Source organism: Actinophytocola sp. (genome assembly GCF_036378875.1).
GTDB lineage: Bacteria > Actinomycetota > Actinomycetes > Mycobacteriales > Pseudonocardiaceae > Actinophytocola.
This window is the reverse complement of record NZ_DASUVO010000130.1, coordinates 1-15,935: the sequence shown is the minus strand read 5'-3', so window position 1 is coordinate 15,935 and position 15,935 is coordinate 1. Positions and strand designations below refer to the sequence as shown.

Annotated in this window: 20 protein-coding genes; 13 read left to right on the top strand and 7 right to left on the bottom strand. The window is 68.8% G+C overall.

Annotated features, from left to right (window positions below; all coding sequences use genetic code 11):
• The first annotated feature begins 6 nt into the window (after window positions 1-6).
• The gene (fdxA, locus tag VF106_RS37245) at window positions 7-261 is read left to right on the top strand and encodes a ferredoxin (protein WP_330844665.1); all 255 of its coding nucleotides are present in this window, start codon (window positions 7-9) and stop codon (window positions 259-261) included.
• Complete coding sequence (locus VF106_RS37240) at window positions 254-1,225, top strand: NAD(P)/FAD-dependent oxidoreductase (protein WP_330844664.1); 972 nt, start codon at window positions 254-256, stop codon at window positions 1,223-1,225. Before fdxA ends, VF106_RS37240 begins: the two co-directional genes overlap by 8 nt.
• On the opposite strand, the gene VF106_RS37235 is transcribed toward VF106_RS37240, so the two are convergent.
• Window positions 1,222-1,842, bottom strand: a complete 621-nt coding sequence (locus VF106_RS37235) for a TetR/AcrR family transcriptional regulator (RefSeq protein WP_330844663.1) — start codon at window positions 1,840-1,842, stop codon at window positions 1,222-1,224. The two genes, VF106_RS37240 and VF106_RS37235, sit on opposite strands and share 4 nt — an antisense overlap.
• A gap of 42 nt (window positions 1,843-1,884) precedes the next feature.
• Here VF106_RS37235 and VF106_RS37230 point away from each other — a divergent pair, with 42 nt between their 5' ends.
• Entirely contained in the window at window positions 1,885-3,324 is a 1,440-nt protein-coding gene (locus tag VF106_RS37230; protein ID WP_330844662.1) for an FAD-dependent monooxygenase, read from the top strand.
• Window positions 3,325-3,445: 121 nt separating this feature from the next.
• Window positions 3,446-3,874, top strand: coding sequence for a hypothetical protein (locus tag VF106_RS37225; protein WP_330844661.1), 429 nt, complete (start codon window positions 3,446-3,448; stop codon window positions 3,872-3,874).
• On the opposite strand, the gene VF106_RS37220 is transcribed toward VF106_RS37225, so the two are convergent.
• Window positions 3,832-4,773 (bottom strand): helix-turn-helix domain-containing protein, encoded by a 942-nt coding sequence (locus VF106_RS37220; protein WP_330844660.1) that lies wholly within the window; start codon window positions 4,771-4,773, stop codon window positions 3,832-3,834. The genes VF106_RS37225 and VF106_RS37220 overlap by 43 nt on opposite strands.
• A gap of 148 nt (window positions 4,774-4,921) precedes the next feature.
• Between VF106_RS37220 and moaA the strand changes: the two genes are divergently transcribed.
• Window positions 4,922-5,917 carry a GTP 3',8-cyclase MoaA gene (moaA, locus tag VF106_RS37215; protein ID WP_330844659.1) on the top strand — a complete coding sequence of 332 codons (996 nt, stop codon included), beginning with the start codon at window positions 4,922-4,924 and terminating at the stop codon, window positions 5,915-5,917.
• On the opposite strand, the gene VF106_RS37210 is transcribed toward moaA, so the two are convergent.
• Window positions 5,902-7,173 carry an acyl-CoA dehydrogenase family protein gene (locus tag VF106_RS37210; protein ID WP_330844658.1) on the bottom strand — a complete coding sequence of 424 codons (1,272 nt, stop codon included), beginning with the start codon at window positions 7,171-7,173 and terminating at the stop codon, window positions 5,902-5,904. The genes moaA and VF106_RS37210 overlap by 16 nt on opposite strands.
• Before the next feature lie 88 nt (window positions 7,174-7,261).
• On the opposite strand from VF106_RS37210, the gene VF106_RS37205 reads away from it, so the two are divergent.
• Entirely contained in the window at window positions 7,262-8,245 is a 984-nt protein-coding gene (locus VF106_RS37205) for a helix-turn-helix domain-containing protein (protein ID WP_330844657.1), read from the top strand.
• A 78-nt stretch (window positions 8,246-8,323) separates the two neighbouring features.
• Here VF106_RS37205 and VF106_RS37200 read toward each other — a convergent pair whose 3' ends face one another.
• Window positions 8,324-8,527, bottom strand: a complete 204-nt coding sequence (locus VF106_RS37200) for a cold-shock protein (protein ID WP_330844656.1) — start codon at window positions 8,525-8,527, stop codon at window positions 8,324-8,326.
• A gap of 259 nt (window positions 8,528-8,786) precedes the next feature.
• Between VF106_RS37200 and VF106_RS37195 the strand changes: the two genes are divergently transcribed.
• Window positions 8,787-9,212 (top strand): ATP-binding protein, encoded by a 426-nt coding sequence (locus VF106_RS37195; protein WP_330844655.1) that lies wholly within the window; start codon window positions 8,787-8,789, stop codon window positions 9,210-9,212.
• A 157-nt stretch (window positions 9,213-9,369) separates the two neighbouring features.
• Here the strand turns inward: VF106_RS37195 and VF106_RS37190 are convergent, their stop codons facing one another.
• Window positions 9,370-9,582, bottom strand: a complete 213-nt coding sequence (locus VF106_RS37190) for an RGCVC family protein (protein WP_330844654.1) — start codon at window positions 9,580-9,582, stop codon at window positions 9,370-9,372.
• A 347-nt stretch (window positions 9,583-9,929) separates the two neighbouring features.
• Here VF106_RS37190 and VF106_RS37185 point away from each other — a divergent pair, with 347 nt between their 5' ends.
• Entirely contained in the window at window positions 9,930-10,472 is a 543-nt protein-coding gene (locus tag VF106_RS37185) for a DUF5994 family protein (RefSeq protein ID WP_330844653.1), read from the top strand.
• Window positions 10,469-10,846 carry an HPF/RaiA family ribosome-associated protein gene (locus VF106_RS37180; protein WP_330844652.1) on the top strand — a complete coding sequence of 126 codons (378 nt, stop codon included), beginning with the start codon at window positions 10,469-10,471 and terminating at the stop codon, window positions 10,844-10,846. The genes VF106_RS37185 and VF106_RS37180 overlap by 4 nt, the downstream gene beginning before the upstream one ends.
• Before the next feature lie 16 nt (window positions 10,847-10,862).
• Here VF106_RS37180 and VF106_RS37175 read toward each other — a convergent pair whose 3' ends face one another.
• Both VF106_RS37175 and VF106_RS37170 read right to left on the bottom strand, forming a co-directional pair.
• A complete protein-coding gene (locus VF106_RS37175; RefSeq protein WP_330844651.1) occupies window positions 10,863-11,090 on the bottom strand; it encodes a hypothetical protein in 228 nt (75 codons plus the stop codon).
• Window positions 11,091-11,186: 96 nt separating this feature from the next.
• Window positions 11,187-11,330 carry a hypothetical protein gene (locus VF106_RS37170; protein ID WP_330844650.1) on the bottom strand — a complete coding sequence of 48 codons (144 nt, stop codon included), beginning with the start codon at window positions 11,328-11,330 and terminating at the stop codon, window positions 11,187-11,189.
• Between the two features lie 501 nt (window positions 11,331-11,831).
• Here VF106_RS37170 and VF106_RS37165 point away from each other — a divergent pair.
• From VF106_RS37165 to VF106_RS37150, 4 genes are all read left to right on the top strand, one after another.
• A complete protein-coding gene (locus VF106_RS37165) occupies window positions 11,832-12,800 on the top strand; it encodes an acyl-CoA desaturase (protein WP_330844649.1) in 969 nt (322 codons plus the stop codon).
• 6 nt (window positions 12,801-12,806) lie between these two features.
• Entirely contained in the window at window positions 12,807-13,397 is a 591-nt protein-coding gene (locus tag VF106_RS37160) for a GNAT family N-acetyltransferase (protein WP_330844648.1), read from the top strand.
• A 13-nt stretch (window positions 13,398-13,410) separates the two neighbouring features.
• Window positions 13,411-13,962 carry a DUF6292 family protein gene (locus VF106_RS37155; RefSeq protein WP_330844647.1) on the top strand — a complete coding sequence of 184 codons (552 nt, stop codon included), beginning with the start codon at window positions 13,411-13,413 and terminating at the stop codon, window positions 13,960-13,962.
• A 94-nt stretch (window positions 13,963-14,056) separates the two neighbouring features.
• Window positions 14,057-15,436, top strand: a complete 1,380-nt coding sequence (locus tag VF106_RS37150) for an FAD-binding oxidoreductase (RefSeq protein WP_330844646.1) — start codon at window positions 14,057-14,059, stop codon at window positions 15,434-15,436.
• Window positions 15,437-15,935 lie beyond the last annotated feature (499 nt).

The window sequence follows — 15,935 nt, the reverse complement described above, 5'->3', positions numbered from 1 at the left end:
ACGCCCATGGCCTACGTCGTCACCGATGCCTGCGTGGACATCATGGACCAGTCGTGCGTCGAGGAATGCCCCGTGGACTGCATCTACGAGGGCGACCGGATGATGTACATCCACCCGGACGAATGCGTCGACTGTGGAAAATGCGTGCCGGTGTGCCCGAGCGACGCCATCTTCTGGGAACACAAGCTCCCGGCGGAGCTGGCACACTTCACGGCGGCCGCGACCGAGTTCTTCGAACAGCGTGAGGACTCCAGTGGCTGAGACGGACCTGCTGATCGTCGGCGCGGGCCCGGTTGGCCTTTATGCCGTCTACTACGCGGGGTTCCGCGGCCTGTCGGTCACCGTGGTCGACGCCCTGGAACAGCCGGGTGGTCAGATGTCCGCGCTGTATCCGGAGAAGAAGGTCTACGACATCGCCGGCTTTCCCGCCGTACGGGCGCAGGATCTCGTCGACGCCCTGGCCGAGCAGGCAGCGCAGGTCAAGCCGCGTTACCTGCTCGGCGAGACCGCTCAGACAATCAACGACTCGGCCGACGCCGTCACCGTCACCACCAGTCGCGGGACGACGGTGACGGCGAAGGCCGTCCTGATCACCGGCGGGATCGGTAGCTTCCAGCCACGTCCGTTGCCGACCGGCGGCGAGTACGAAAACCGAGGTCTGCGTTACTTCGTGCCGAGGCCGGCCGAACTGACGGACGCGGACGTGGTGATCGTCGGTGGCGGTGACTCCGCTGTGGACTGGGCACTCGCCCTCGAACCGCTCGCGCGGAGCGTCGCGCTGGTCCACCGCCGGGCCCGGTTCCGGGCGCACGAGCACAGCGTGCGGTTGCTGCGCGCGTCGTCGACACGGCTGTACACACCGCACGAGGTGCACCGAATGAGCGGAGCGAACCGGGTCGAGCAGGTGGAGATCCGCAACGTGGAAACCGGCACGATCGAGTGCCTGCGGGTGGACGCCGTGGTGGCGGCACTCGGTTTCGTCGCGAACCTCGGCCCGCTCACCACGTGGGGACTGGAGATGCGCAACCGGCACATCGCGGTCGACCGGACCATGCGCACCAGCCGGCCACGCGTGTACGCGGCCGGTGACATCGCCGGCTACGCCGGCAAGGTCGCCCTCATCTCGGTCGGCTTCGGCGAGGCCGCACTCGCGGTGAACAACCTCGCTCCCCTGGTCGACCCGTCACTGCACAGAGAACCGGGCCACTCCAGCGACGCAGCCTAGAGTTCCGGTGGCAACAGCGCGTTCGCGGACTGCTCGGCCAGCCAGGCGGCCGAGTCGTGCCAGCTCCAGCCGAAGTCGCGGACGGTGCGCCACGCCTCGAATCCGAAGTAGAACCACAACGTCTGCTCGACCTGTTTGCGGGTGAGCCCTTCGCGCAGGCCGCCGACGGTGAGCAGGCGTGCGGCCACGACCTTGAACCGGTCGCGCACGGCACGGGTAGCGAGGTCGGCGGCCGCCGCCACGTCCGGGCCCGCGGTCCGGTTGTCCAACAGGATCGCGATCGTCTGCTGCCGTCGCCTGCGTACCTGGCCGGTGCCCTCGGCGACGAGCCGCAGGATCTCGCGTGGATCCTCGGACTCGGCGACCCTGCGTTCGGTCTCCACCGCCACGGGATCGGTGGCGCCGTCCTCGGACATCGCCATGATCAGCGCGGACTTGCCGCCGACGCTGGTGTAGACGGTGTTCACGGCGACCCCGGCGGCGGCCGCGACGGCGGCGACGCTGGTCCTGGCGTAGCCCCGCTCCGCGAACAGCGCCGCGGCTGCCTCGACGATCGATCGCCTGGTGTCCTCGGCCTGTTTGGCCCGCACCTGTGACTGGTAGCCGCGTACAACCATGCGCCGGATACTACCTCCGAATTTGGTAGTATGGTCGTTCTTATGAATGTAGGCACTACCCAGTCAAATGTAGTCGTGGTCGGCGCGGGCCCGGTCGGCCTGTGGACGGCGGCCGAGCTGGCCCTGGCCGGTGTTCCGGTCGTGGTCCTGGAGAGCGCGACCGAACGCAGTCCGCACTCCAAGGCGTTGGGCGTGCACCCGCGCACGCTGGAGGTGCTGGCGATGCGCGGCCTGGACCAGCGGTTCCTCGACGAGGGCGTTCCGGTGCCGAACTGGCACTTCGGGATGCTGGAAAGCCGCCTGGACTTCAGCGTGCTGGACACGCCCTACCCGTTCATGCTCGCCATCCCCCAGGTCCGCACGGAGGAACTGCTGGAGGAGCACGCGATCGCGCTGGGCGCGCGGATCCTGCGCGGCCACACGGTGACCGGGCTCGAGCAGGACGGCGACGGCGTGACGCTGCGGGTGTCCGGACCGGACGGCGAGCACACCCGTACCGCGAGCTACGTCGTGGGCGCGGACGGCGCCGGCAGCACCGTCCGCAAGGCCGCGGGCATCGCGTTCCCCGGCACCGACACCACGTCCTACGGCTACGTCGGCGAGGTGCACCTCACCTCCCCAGCGGTGCGCAGCGCCCACAACGAACACGGCGCCCTCATCTCCGTCCCGGTGCGCGGAGGCCGGCACCGCATCGCGGGCGTCGACGCGCACGACGACGGAGCGCCCGGCCCGTTCACGTTGGAGGCCCTGCGGGCCACCGCGATCCGCGTGGCGGGCAGCGACTTCGGGATGCACGATCCGAGTTGGCTGTCCCGGTTCGGCAACGCCACACGGGTCGCGCGGACCTACCGCAGTGGACGGGTCCTGCTGGCGGGCGACGCGGCGCACATGCACCTCCCGGCGGGCGGTGTCGGCCTCAACGTCGGTGTCCAGGACGCGATGAACCTCGGCTGGCGCCTCGCCGCCGTGGCACGCGGCGACGCGGACCCCGCCCTGCTGGACGACTACCACGACGAGCGCCACCCGGTCGGCGAGAAGCTCGCCGAGCACACTCTCGCCCAGTCCGCGCTGATCACCGCGACCACCCCGGACGGCATGGCGCTGCGGTCGCTACTGAGCACACTGATCGCGACGGTGCCCGAGTTCTCGCTCACCCTGGCCCGCATGCTGTCCGCACTGGACGTTGCCTACCCGTCGGCCGGGCACCCACTCACCGGCACGCGGGTTCCTGGTCTCTTCACGCTTCTGCGCTCGGGCCGACCGGTCCTACTGGACACAACGGGCACCCTGGCCGGGGAGGTCACCGCTCTCGCGGCGGCGTCGGGCATCGACGTCGTCGTCGGCGAACAGGCGTGGACCACCGCCGCGGTCGTGCTCGTACGGCCCGACGGGCACGTCTGGTGGGCATCCGACGACACGGACGACGCGGAGGTCGCCGCGGCACTGAAAGGGCTCGGCGCGACCTTCACCGCGCTCGGCTGACCCACTGACGCCAGCGGTCTGTCAGTCCAGGTTGGCGAGGTTGTCGCGGAGCAACGCCGCGTCGGATGGTCCGGCCCCACCGCCGGCTCCAGGTCGCCCTTTCACCAAGAGTGCCACCGAGATGATTGAGGTCCCGGACTATCGCCGCACGGTCGCCGGCCGCCTCGTCAATGGTGAGCGCTCGTCGCAGCAACGGCTCCGCTTCACCGGGACGGTCCAGGTCCCGCAGCGACAGCGCGAGATTGTTCAGTCGGATCGACACGGCGGGATGCGCCATACCTGGGCCGCCTCGGTGATCGCCAAAGCCCGCGCCAACAGCGGCAACGACTCCGCCCGGCCGAGATCCCGAAGCGCCAAGGCCGGGTTGTTGAGGGTCGTGGCCAGTCTCGGACTGTTGGCGCCGTGGCTCCCGCACCATCCGGTCCAGGTGTCGCCGGTCAGTCAACCGCCGCGACCGCCGCCATGCGAGACCGATACGGTCACCTCCGACCTGTTGCCCGTTTCAGGTTATCGGGCCTGGGATCGGTACGCCGTCGGTGACATGCCGTAGGCCTCGCGGAACGCGCGGCTGAACACGGCGAGATCGGTGAACCCCCAACGGAAACAGACCGCGGTGAGGGTTGGCTCGCCGCCACGGCAGGTGAGCAGGTCGCGGCGGCACCGTTCGAGCCGTCGGCGTCGGATCACCTGGGTGACGGTCTGTCCCCGGCTCGCGAACATTCGCTGGAGTTGGCGTGTCGAAAGGAAATGCGCCTGCGCGACGAGTGTCGGGGACAGGTCCGGGTCGCCAAGGTGCTCGTCGATGTAGGCGTCGACCTGCCGTAGCAGGCCCGCGTGGCGGTCGGTTTCGGCGGCGCGCCCGCATGCCTCCTCGGCCACGGTCGTCACCAGCTCCCCCACCTCGTCGGCGATTCGGGCGGCGGCCGCGCCGCTGAGGGTCGGCTTGGCGGTGAGCAGGTCGGTCAGCATTCTGCTCAGCACACCGGTGATGCCGGTGGCGCCCGACAGCGTGTGGCAGGTGAGCGCCGCCGACTCGCTTTCGCTGAGCTGGATCGTGTCTCGTGGCCAGGTGAAGACGGCCAGATCCCACTGTGTGCCCGAACGAAGCCGCCACTCGAACGGTCGTTCCGTCTCGTAGACGACGAAGTCGCCCCGGCCCAGCACCGCCGAGCGGCCGTCCTGCTCGACGCGGGCCCCGCCCGTCAGGATCAGGCCGACCTGCAGGTACCGCTCGCGGTCCCGTCTCAGCAGTTCCGTGGACCGGATGATGTCCTGGTTGATCGAGCGGACGTCCGAGATCTGGAGGTGGGCGAGGTTCTCGCTGCGCACCGCGCCGTCGAAGGCGTCCCGTTGAGCGTCGACGACATCCAGAGTGACGAAGTGGTCACGGAGAAGGTCACGCCAGACGTCCTGCCGGTTCGTCGCGGTTTCGCTCGACACCACAGCCATGACCAAACCTCGCTCGACCTCCGGCGGGCCCCAGCTCAGCGAGAATTCTAGCCCGCGCGGTGTGACAGCCGGGAAAAATGTCGCCGCGGGTCAAGGACCTGTCGCTCGGTGTCCGATGTGGTCGCCGGCGATCTGGCAGGGTGGCGCGATGACCGACCGCCGTGGCCGCCCGCTTCGTGACCTGCGGATCTCCATCACCGACCGTTGCAACCTGCGCTGCCGGTACTGCATGCCCCGCGAGCACTTCGGCGCCGCGCACTCCTACATCGACCGGGCCGACCTGCTGACCTTCGAGGAGATCACCCGCCTCGCTACGCAGTTCGTCTCACTCGGCGTGCGCAAGATCCGGCTCACCGGCGGCGAGCCACTGCTGCGGCGCGGGGTGGAGGACCTGGTCCGGATGCTCGCCCGCCTTCCCGGAGTCGACCTCGCGATGACGACCAACGGGGTGCTTCTCCCGTCCATGGCGGAACGTCTCGCGGCGGCCGGGTTGCGGCGGGTGACGGTGAGCCTGGACTCGCTCGACGACGCGGTGTTCCGGGCACTGGCCGACACCGCGGTGCCGGTGCGCCGGGTCCTCGACGGGATCGACGCAGCCGCCCGCGCCGGACTCACCCCGGTCAAGGTGAACATGGTGGTGAAACGGGGCGTCAACGACGATTCCGTGCTGGGGATGGTCGAACGGTTCCGAGGCACCGGCCACATTGTCCGGTTCATCGAGTTCATGGACGTCGGGGCGACGAACGAGTGGCGGCTCGGCGAGGTGTTGCCCGCGGGCGAGATCGTCCGCGTGATCGACGACCGCTACCCGCTCGAGCCCCTCGGCGCGACGCACCCCGGGGAGGTGGCCACCCGGTACCGCTTCCGCGACGGAAGCGGTGAGATCGGTGTCATCGGCTCGGTGACGCGGCCGTTCTGCGGAACCTGCACCAGGGCCCGGCTCTCGGCCGAAGGGAAGGTCCACACATGCCTGTTCTCGTCCGGGGGCACGGACCTGCGGGCGTTGCTGCGCTCCGGGGCGTCCGATGTGGACCTGCGGTCCGCGGTCGCCGGGCTGTGGCGTGCCCGGGACGATCGCTACTCGGACCTGCGCGGGACACTACCCCGGAGCGAACCCGTCGAGATGTCCTACATCGGCGGGTGAGGGGCGGCGAGCCTGCCCTGTGCCGACGCCACCGGGTCGTAGTCCGGCCTGCTGAGCAGCGCGTGGAGCTGGCGCCGGCGCACACCCATGTTGCCGCCGTCGTACACCGGGAAGCACAGCACGTCCTGCATGATGCCGGCGACCGGAGTCATGTCGGTGTACGAGTCGACGCCGACGAGACGCATGGCGTCGTAGACGACCTGTACGGACAGTTCGGAGCAGAAGATCTTGACCATGTGGCCGAGCTCCTCGTCGTCGCCGCCGGTGACATCGAAGTGGTGGCATGCCTTCCAGGTGAAGTACCGGGCGGCTTCGATCCTGGTCTTGATGTCGACGAGCATGTAGCCGACGTTCTGGTAGTTGATGACGGGCACCGGGCCGGATCGCTTGTCGGTCCTGGCGAACTCGTAGGCGTAGTCGAACGCGGCCCGCATCCGGCCGACGCACGCGGCGCCGATCGCCGACGCTGTCCAGTTGAAGGCCTTGCGGACGATCTCCATGCCGTCGCCCGGTCTGCCGATGATGTTTCCGGCCGGCACGCGGACATCCGTGAACGTGATCCGCGGCGAGATGGTGGCGCGATGTCCGATCGTGTCGATGACGCCGGTGACCTCGAATCCCGGGGTGCCGCGCGGCACGATGATCACGGCGAGGGACTCCTGCGGTGGTTTGCTCGGATCGGTGCGGCAGACCACGGTCATGACGTCGGGACCGAGCCCGTCCCAACCGGTGCCGTTGGTGGTGTAGTGCTTGGCGCCGTTGATAACCCACTCGCCACCGTCCAAAGTGGCCACTGTCTGGACGCCGGTGGCGGCCGGGTCGGCGGAGTCGAAGTTCGCGCCACCGGTCACCTCGGTGAACGCGAAGGCGGCGGTGAGCGGCTCGGTTCCGGTGAAGGGCCGCAGGAACGTCACCTGCTGTTCGGCCGAGCCGAACCTGATGATCGGTTGCAGACCGAGCCCGGTGGCCAGCAGGGCGGTCGGCGTGTTGATGTCCACCTTGGACAGTTCCTCCGCGGCGAGCGCGAAGTCCAGCTGCGCCATGCTCGTGCCACCCACGGCGGTGGGCAGCAGCGCCTTGAGGAACCCGGCGTCGACCATCTCCTGGTAGAACGGCTTGATCGCGTAGAAACGCTGGTCCGGCGTCGGAATGGGCGCGATCACCTCGGCCACGACCGACAGTGTCTTCGCCGCGAAGGTGCGCGCTGCCTCTTGCAGCCCGAGCTGTTCCTCGCTGAGAGTGAAGTCAATCGACATGGCACGAGTGTCGACCCGTCACGAGGGGCGGGCATGGACGTTCGTGCGGTCAGGCTTGGACGAGAGTGCACGATGAGGTGGGTCGAGGATGTACTGGGACACTCAAGAACTTCCCCGTGACGAGCAGTTCAGCTACTGGGCGGACGTCGTCTGCGAGGCCTTCACCCCGCTCGCGCCGGTCCGCACACGTGCGCACCTCCAACGCAGCGAGCACGCATCGGGGATGCCGGGCTGGGTTCGCTCGGCCCGTCTCGCCACGACCAACTGCGCCGAGATCGCGTCGTGCACGCAGCGGCTCGTCCACGGCAGGTCGGAGGTGCGGCGCGCACCGGAGGAGGTCGTGTTCGTGAACCTCCAACTGGCCGGAACCTGTCATGGTGAGCAGGACGGTCGTCGCTGTGTGGTCGAGCCCGGCACGTTCGCCGTGTTCGACACGACGCGTCCCTACACGTTGGAGTTCACCGAGTCCCCCGGCGCGGGTGACTGGCAGGTGCTCTCGTTCCGGGTGCCGCGCGAGCAACTCTTCGCGTCGCTGCCCGTCGACGCACCCGTCACCGGGGTGACCGTCGACGCGCGCTCGGGGCCGGGGCTGGTCGCCGCGTCGATGATGACCTCACTCTGGTCAGTCCAGGATCAGCTCGACACGGGGGCACGGGCGGCGATGGACCGGGCCTACGGCGATGTCCTGGCCACCGCGCTGGGTGCCTTCGACATCCCCGCGGACGGACTGGCCCCCGGGCGTCGGCAGGCGTTGCGCGTGGCGGCGAGCCGGTTCGTCGCGGACCGGTTGACGTGCGGCCGGATCACCGCGCAGGAGGTCGCGGCACACCTCGGCATCTCGGTGCGTTCGCTGCATCAGCTGTACACGTCGACCGGGACCACCTTCGCTGCCGGCGTGCGTGACCAGCGGTTACGTGAGTGCGCCAGGGAACTGGCGCTGAGCGGCCGCTCGATCGCGGAGATCGCCTACCGCTGGGGCTTCTGTGACGGAGCGCATCTGAGCAGGCTGTTCCGCCGTCATTTCGGGTGCACCCCGATCGAGTACCGCGAGCAGCACGCGGTAACGGTCTGAAAATGCCGAACGGCAGGCCCCGAACTGTGCCGGGACCTGCCGTTGGCGGTAGAACATCCGGGCGTTGCCCGGATCAGATCAGATGGGGGTGACGGCGGTTGCCTGCGGGCCCTTCTGGCCCTGGCCCACGTTGAACTGCACGCGCTGGTTCTCTTCCAGGGACTTGAAACCGCCGCCCTGGATCTCCGAGTAGTGCACGAACACGTCGGCGGAGCCGTCGTCAGGGGCGATGAAGCCGAACCCCTTCTCGGAGTTGAACCACTTCACGACACCCTGAGCCATAATTTCTCCTCGACAGGTTGGAGCGCGGAACACCGCTGGTGCGGCGGACCGGGTTGTGTGCGACCGGCCGGCTTCACCAACCTGGAGAAACGCGAACGCTCGCAACAACGTTTCGCGAGCGCGCAAGAAACACGAACACAAAACTAACGACCAAGTTCAGCATACACGGCATCAGCGGTCCCGGCTGCCGACCCACCCAGAAACGTGTGTGGCCCATCGCGACGGGTACACCTAGGTCTGGACGGCGTGAGGAGTCGATGTGACCCGCAACGGGAGTGAGGCAATCAGGGGAGGACTGCTGTCCAGCGGAGTTCTTTCCAGAGACGACCTGGGGCCGATGCGCCGGATGCTCGCCGAGTGGGCGACCGAGGAGGGGCTCGACTCCGACACCGTTCACGCGATCGTGTTGAGCGGCTACGAGGTGCTGGCCAACAGCGTCGAACACGGCTACAGCGAGGACGACGGGGGCCTCATCGAGGTGTACGCGGGCCACACGGGCGACGAGGTCACGGTCACCGTCGTGGATCACGGCCACTGGCGGATCCCGCCGGCGGACCGCGGCTTCCGCAGCCACGGTCTGACCCTTGTCCGCGGCCTCAGCACCACGGCGGACATAACCCCGTCGGACCACGGCACGACGGTGACGATGACCTGGCTGGTCGGCCCGGACGAGCCGACCAGCTGACCCTCGCCACCAGTCCGTCACATTTGAACACGGAGAGTGGCGAACTGGGTGGCCGGGACGTGGTCGGCCACGCTCAGCTACACGAGCAGGGCAACGGAGTAGCGAGTTGACAGGCTCTGGCGAACCGCTTCGCCAGAGCCTGTCGACACGTGTGTCCTCAGCCGGTTCCACTACCGGCTTTGACACCCGTTTCGACAACAGGAGGCACGTCGCAGACGCAGCCTCGTTCGTGGTGTCCCACGGTGGTCGCGGCGCAGAAGCGGGCAGCGATCTGGTCGTGTGCGCCCCAGGGATGAGCACATGCCGAGCAGGTGGCGACAGCCTGGCCGGCAGGCCCCGGTCCGGACGTGTTCGGATATGTGTCAGTCATTGCACACCGCTCCCGTGTGTCCTATGTGTACTCGGATCTAGCGGTGTCGGACTCACCGGGAGACTCGCGAAGGATTCGCACCCCCACCCTACGCCTTCAGCGCACACGACCGGTCACCCGCTGCCGACTCACCGTGGATCCGGGCTCTCGCCACCGCGGCCGGTCCGGTGCCGCGGGACGGCGTACGCACTGTCCACCTGGGACTCAACGCCACGCCTTTCGATGGGCCCACTTCTCTGTACCAGCCCACGACGGAATACCGCGAGTACACTGTCAAAGATCCGGACACGATGACATTCCTGTTTCGAGGTGCCAACCACGCCGGCAAACCAGGAAACGGGCCATTCATGTCCATCTCACATCCCCAGCGCGTCACCCCGATCGCCAAACACATACCGGAGTTCAGGACTCCCGCACCAGGCGTGCCCGTACGCAGCGAGGTGCGGTTGCGGGCGAAACCGAGGACCGGGGCCGGCGGTGGTGTGGACGGGGCCTGGTGGCCACGATCCCGCGATCCGGCGACGGAGTTCCCGGAACTCGTCCTGGCGATGAGTTCGTGGGTCGGACCGGTCCGTCGGGTGACCTACCACCCCGACGACTGGCAGGCGGCCGCACACGAGCTGACCGTGGAGGGTTGGTTGGTCAGCCTGGTCGGCTCGTCGACGCTCCAGGCGAACACCGTCGCGGTGGTCGGCCCCGGCCAGCGTCGGATGAGCCTGCTGGTGGTGCCACCGAGCACACCGGGCGGCATCGCGCGCACCGTACTGAGGTCGGCGACCGGACCGGGAAACATGAGCACTGTCGAAGAAATCCTCGCGAACAACGGTATCGACAGCGGATCGGCCAGGGCGTCAGCATTGCCACCCAGCATGAGCGGAGACTTCGCATGAACGAGAGCCAGGACGACCCGGCCGTGATCGCCCAGCGACTCCACCTCGCCACCGGCTTCCTGTCGTCCGAACGCGACTGGATCGTCCGGCGTCTGGCCTCACTGGGGTCGAGGTTACGGTCCTTCGAGAACACGCAGGTCGAGCTACAGATCAGTCTCAAGGAACGGCACGGCGCGGGTCAGCGGGTCACGCTGGAATGCTGGGTCAGCCGAACTCCCCGCCTGCACCTGGTGTCCACGTCAACGGCACGGGAGTTGGCAGCGGCGCTCAACGAGGTTCGCGATGATCTGATCCGTCAGGTCGACGACGCCAAGACCCGCACGGAACCCCGCAACAACCGCGTACACCGGGCGTCCCATCAGGGCGAGGAGTGACCGAACCGCGACGCCGTCAGCGGTTCGAAGGAGGAAACCGGCCGTCGCGCCTGCCGACTGCGATCAACTCCGTGTACTGGTCCTGCCATGAACGCTCGGTGGCCAGGAGATCCGCCAAACGCTGCACCCAGGCGGTGTCCACAGGCGGCGTCGCCGACTGGAGATGACGCGTGGTCTCCTCGCGGGCGGTGAACCACTCGGCCAGCGTCGAATCGAGCACCGGACCGCCCTGTTCCTCGGACACGGTCTGACCATACCCCGTCCGGTTACCGAGGTTGGTCGTTCGCCGGCGAGCGCGTTCGCACAACATGCGAACAGTGGCGGCTCGCCGAAACGGATCTCATGCGGCCGTTCGGCGCCTCGTCGTCCGCCGGGGCCGTGCCTTGACGTCGTACTCACGGCGGGCGGGAGCCGGCTCGTCGACGTCGGGACTCGTCGTCCCTGGCGCGAACTCCGGCTCGCGGAACAGGTTCTCGTGCGCCATGTGGTTGCTTGGCGTGCCGCTGTGTGCCTGCTCGTCGAGCGGATGGCTGAACTGAACGCCGAACGGCGGTGTGTTGCTGATGATGAATGTCCTTTCGAGACAGTGGAAGACAGACGGGCATCGCGAGTGACGCGTGCGTCGCGCTCTCCCGTTTTGGGCTACGCGGAATCCGTCGTCGCTTCGAAGAGGCCCCCGTGCCAGCCAGCTTACACCGCCGTCCGCGAAAACGAGGTCGCCGCGCCGGTTGGTGTAGACTTGCGGTGTCGATGGCCTCTCGTATACCGGCATCAGAGTCGGCTTCGTCCTCGACGTACCCAGCCCGGTCACGCTCGCGACCGGAGGACGGGAGTTCCCGTATGTCGTCGGGATCACAAGACCTCACCCTCGCGGCCGTTCTGGCCGAGGGTTCGGCGCAGCTGGCCGCGTGCGCCTGATCATTCGCTCCTCGCACTGCTCGGACCGTCGGGCAGCTATACCTTCGCCCATCGGAATGAGCACGTCATGACCACTTTCCTCACCCGTCCCGAGAGTCCTCGGGGCGCCCCGAAGCCGGTGCTGTCCGGGCAGCGTTCCCTCGCCGAGCTGGTGACGATCCGCGTCTTCCTGATCATCCCCTTCGCGGCTCTGGCCGCGGCCGTCCCGCTCACCTGGGGCTGGGGCATGACCTGGGTCGACCTGATGCTCGCCGGCGTCTTCTACACGGTCTCCACCCTCGGAGTGACCGTCGGTTACCACCGCTACTTCACCCACGGCGCGTTCAAGGCGAGGCGGTGGGTGCGGGCGATGCTCGCCGTGGCCGGTGGGCTCGCCGCGCAGGGACCGGTGATCGGCTGGGTCGCCGACCACCGCCGCCACCACGCGTTCTCCGACCGGGAAGGCGACCCGCACTCTCCCTGGTTGTTCGGCACCTCACCGCTCGCGCTGGCCCGTGGCTTCTGGCACGCGCACATGGGCTGGCTGTTCGGCCGGGACAAGACCAACATCGACCGGTTCGCCCCGGACCTCGCCGCCGACCGGGACATCCGCCTCGTCGACCGGCTGTTCCCCCTGTGGGTGACGCTGACCGTGCTGCTCCCGGCCGTGCTCGGTGGCGTGATCACGCTTTCCTGGTGGGGAGCGCTCACGGGGTTCCTCTGGGCCGGGTTGGCCCGGGTCTCCTTCCAGCACCACGTGACCTGGTCGGTGAACTCGATCTGCCACATGATCGGAGAGCGGCCCTTCACGAGCCGGGACAAGTCGGCCAACTTCTGGCCGCTGGCGATCCTGTCCATGGGCGAGTCGTGGCACAACTCCCACCACGCCGACCCCACCTGTGCGCGACACGGCGTCCTTCGCGGCCAGATCGACATCTCCGCCCGGCTCATCTGGCTGTTCGAGAAGCTGGGCTGGGTGTGGCAGGTCCGCTGGCCCACGCCGCAACGGCTGGCCCGGCTCACGAAACCCGGCCGCACGGCGATGGCCGGTCGGTAACCCGCGATGACGGCGACGACCGGGATGAAGACCGCGAAGCTCACCTCCGAGCGGCTCACGCTACGCACGTGGCGGGTCGACGACGCGCCCGCGGCGTTGGAGATCTACGGCCACCCCGAGGTGGCCCGCTGGCTGAACCCGACCATGGACCAGGTCCGTGACCTGGCGACCATGCGGGTGGTGCTCCAGCAGTGGATCGCCGAGGACGCCCGGCTCGCCCCGCCGGCGGGCCGATGGGCGATCGAACGCACCCAGGACGGGCGCGTGATCGGCGGCGCGGCCCTGCTCCCCCTGCCACCGGGCGACGAGGACCTCGAGATCGCCTGGCACCTCGACCCGGCGATGTGGGGCAACGGGTACGCCAACGAGGCCGTGTTCACCCTCGCGTCCTGGGCGTTCCGCCACGAGGTCGACGAGGTGTTCGCGGTCGTCCGCCCGGAGAACACGCACACGGCCGCCACGGTCCGGGAGAACGGCATGCACTGGGTCGGCGAGACCACCAAGTACTTCGGGCTCGACCTGCAGGTGTTCCGCCTGCGGCAGGCAGACCTCGACCGGAGCGCGCCGACCGCCCACCGGCCGCCGACCCACGACTGACCGGCAGGAGCACATGACATCCACACCGAGGTCCCACTTCGTCGCGGCCCGCGCGCGGGCGGAGCAGGAACGGACGGACCAACAGCGACTGGCCGTGCGGACCGTGGCCAGCAACGCACGTGACCGCACGGACTTCACCGCGCTGCTGTCCATGCTCGGCCTGGCCGACCCCTCACAGCAGCCGGTGCCGCTCAGTACGCGACTCGCCGTCTATGTCAGCCAGGTGGCGGCCGCGATCGGCGTGTCGGCCGAGGCGACCGGGTACGAGGTGACCGACACGGCCACCGCCTACCTGGGCCTCGACCAGCGGTGGGCGACCCACCCCGACCACGACCTGATGCTGGTGTGGGACGAACGCCTCGGCTGGTACCTCGCGGTGGAGACCACCCCCACCGAGACTCCCGTCGTTCTCGCCTACCTCGAGGGGGACACCGTGCCTCCACCCGCCGCTGTCGCTCAGTTCCTCACCGACACCCCGGACGGCCAGTACGCGAAGCGGATCCGGCCGGTACGGCCCACGACCGCGCGTGACGCGCTGGCCGAGAGGATGGCCGCCGTCTGCTGAGCGGTCAAGCCGTGTCGCGCGGTGTCGCCGTGCGGCGTAGCGTCCCCGGCGTGCCACGACTGTCTGAAAGGGACGGTCGGGAGGAGGCCGGGCCATGGTGGACATCAACGATCTGCGCGGCCGTTTCGGTGGCAGGTTGCTCAACCGGGACGACGACGAGTACGAGGAAGCGCGTTCGATCTTCAACGGGGCGGTCGAGACCAGACCGTCGTTGATCGCGCGGTGTGAGAGCGTCGGCGACGTACGGGAAGCGCTCGCCTACGCGCGGCAGGCCGGGATGCCGGTGACCGTTCGCAGCGGCGGCCACAGCGTGGCCGGCGCGAGCCTGGTCCAGGACGGGCTGGTGCTCGACCTGCGAAGAATCAACTCGGTGACGGTGTCCCCGGACAACCGGATGGCCGTGGTGGGCGGCGGCACCACGTGGGGCGTGTTCGACCGCACGACCCAGACACATGGGGTGGTCACCACCGGCGGCCGCGTCTCCACCACCGGTGTGGGCGGCCTGACGCTGGGCGGCGGATCCGGGTGGGTGGAACGGAAGTTCGGGTTGGCGTGCGACAACCTGCTGTCGGTGGAGCTGGTGCTCGCCGACGGACGGCTCGTCACCGCGAGTGAGACCGAAAACCCCGACCTGTTCTGGGCGCTGCACGGCGGTGGCGGCAACTTCGGCGTGGCCACGTCGTTCACCTTCCGGCTGCACCCACTGCCCGACTTCTCGATCGCACTACTGGTCTGGCCGGCGGCGGAAGGAGAAGCCGTCACCACACGCTATCGGGATCTCATGGCGCGGGCCCCGGACGAGGCGGGTGGCGCCGTGCTGTACCTGACCGGCCCGCCGGAGGAGTTCCTCCCAGAACAGCTGGTCGGCACCCTGTGCTGTGCCGCGCTCGTCACGTACACCGGTCCCGAGGCCGAGCTGCGTGACCTCGTCGCGCCGCTGCTCGAACTGTCGCCCGCCGGCCAGGTGCTGACCGACATCCCCTACGCCGACCTGCAGTGCATGCTCGATGACCCGCCCGGCTACCGGAACTACTGGTCCGCCGAGTACCTCAGCGAACTCCCCGACGAAGCCGTGCGCCGGTTCTGCGCGTGCGCCGACGACATGGTCACGCCGTCACCCTCCCAGCACATCCTGATCCCGTGGCGCGGGGCGGTCGAACACAACGGCGCCGGCTGGCCGATGACCAACCGCGACGCCCCGTGGGTCGCACACCCGCTGGGACTGTGGGACAACCCCGAAGACGACCAGCGAGCCCGGCGCTGGGCACACAACCTGCGCGACGCGCTACAGCCGTGGAGCACCGGCGCCACCTACCTGAACTTCATCGGCGACGAGGGCGCCGACCGGGTGGTCGCCGGGTTCGGCCGGGAGAACTACGACCGGCTGGCGGCCATCAAGGCCGAGTTCGACCCGGACAACATCTTCAACCGCTGGCACAACATCAAGCCGAACAAGCCGGCCATCACCACGTGACGGGCACGGACTCGTAGCGGCTCGCCGGCACCGGACGGTTGCGCCGATCATCAGGGCCATCTCGGCGGCGACCAGTGCGTCAAGGGCCCCGGCCTGGGCCTCCAGGCCGGGGACGCAGACCGACTCGCCCAGCCGCAGGCCGGGCGAGACTGGCCCGGACGACACCCTCCGCCGACATCGCGAACGGCACGTCCTGTCCGCTGCCCCCCGTTGAACTCGGTGGCGACGACCCCGGGACACACCACCTGGGCCCGGACCCCGGTGCCGGCGAGAGTGCGGGTGAACGCGACGATCGGGACGTTCAACGACACGAGCGCGTCTTTCGGGACATCGCCCGTGGCATGAACACGCCATTCGTGCGCTGCCGGCACGCTTGAGCGGTGTGGTGAAGGACGCGTTTCTCACGCTGGCGGCGATGAAGGACGCGTCCTTCCTCGCATGGCCGCCGGCCCAAGTCGCGACCGCCCCTGGCTACGGGCGGTTTCGGGCGCGAAGCGCC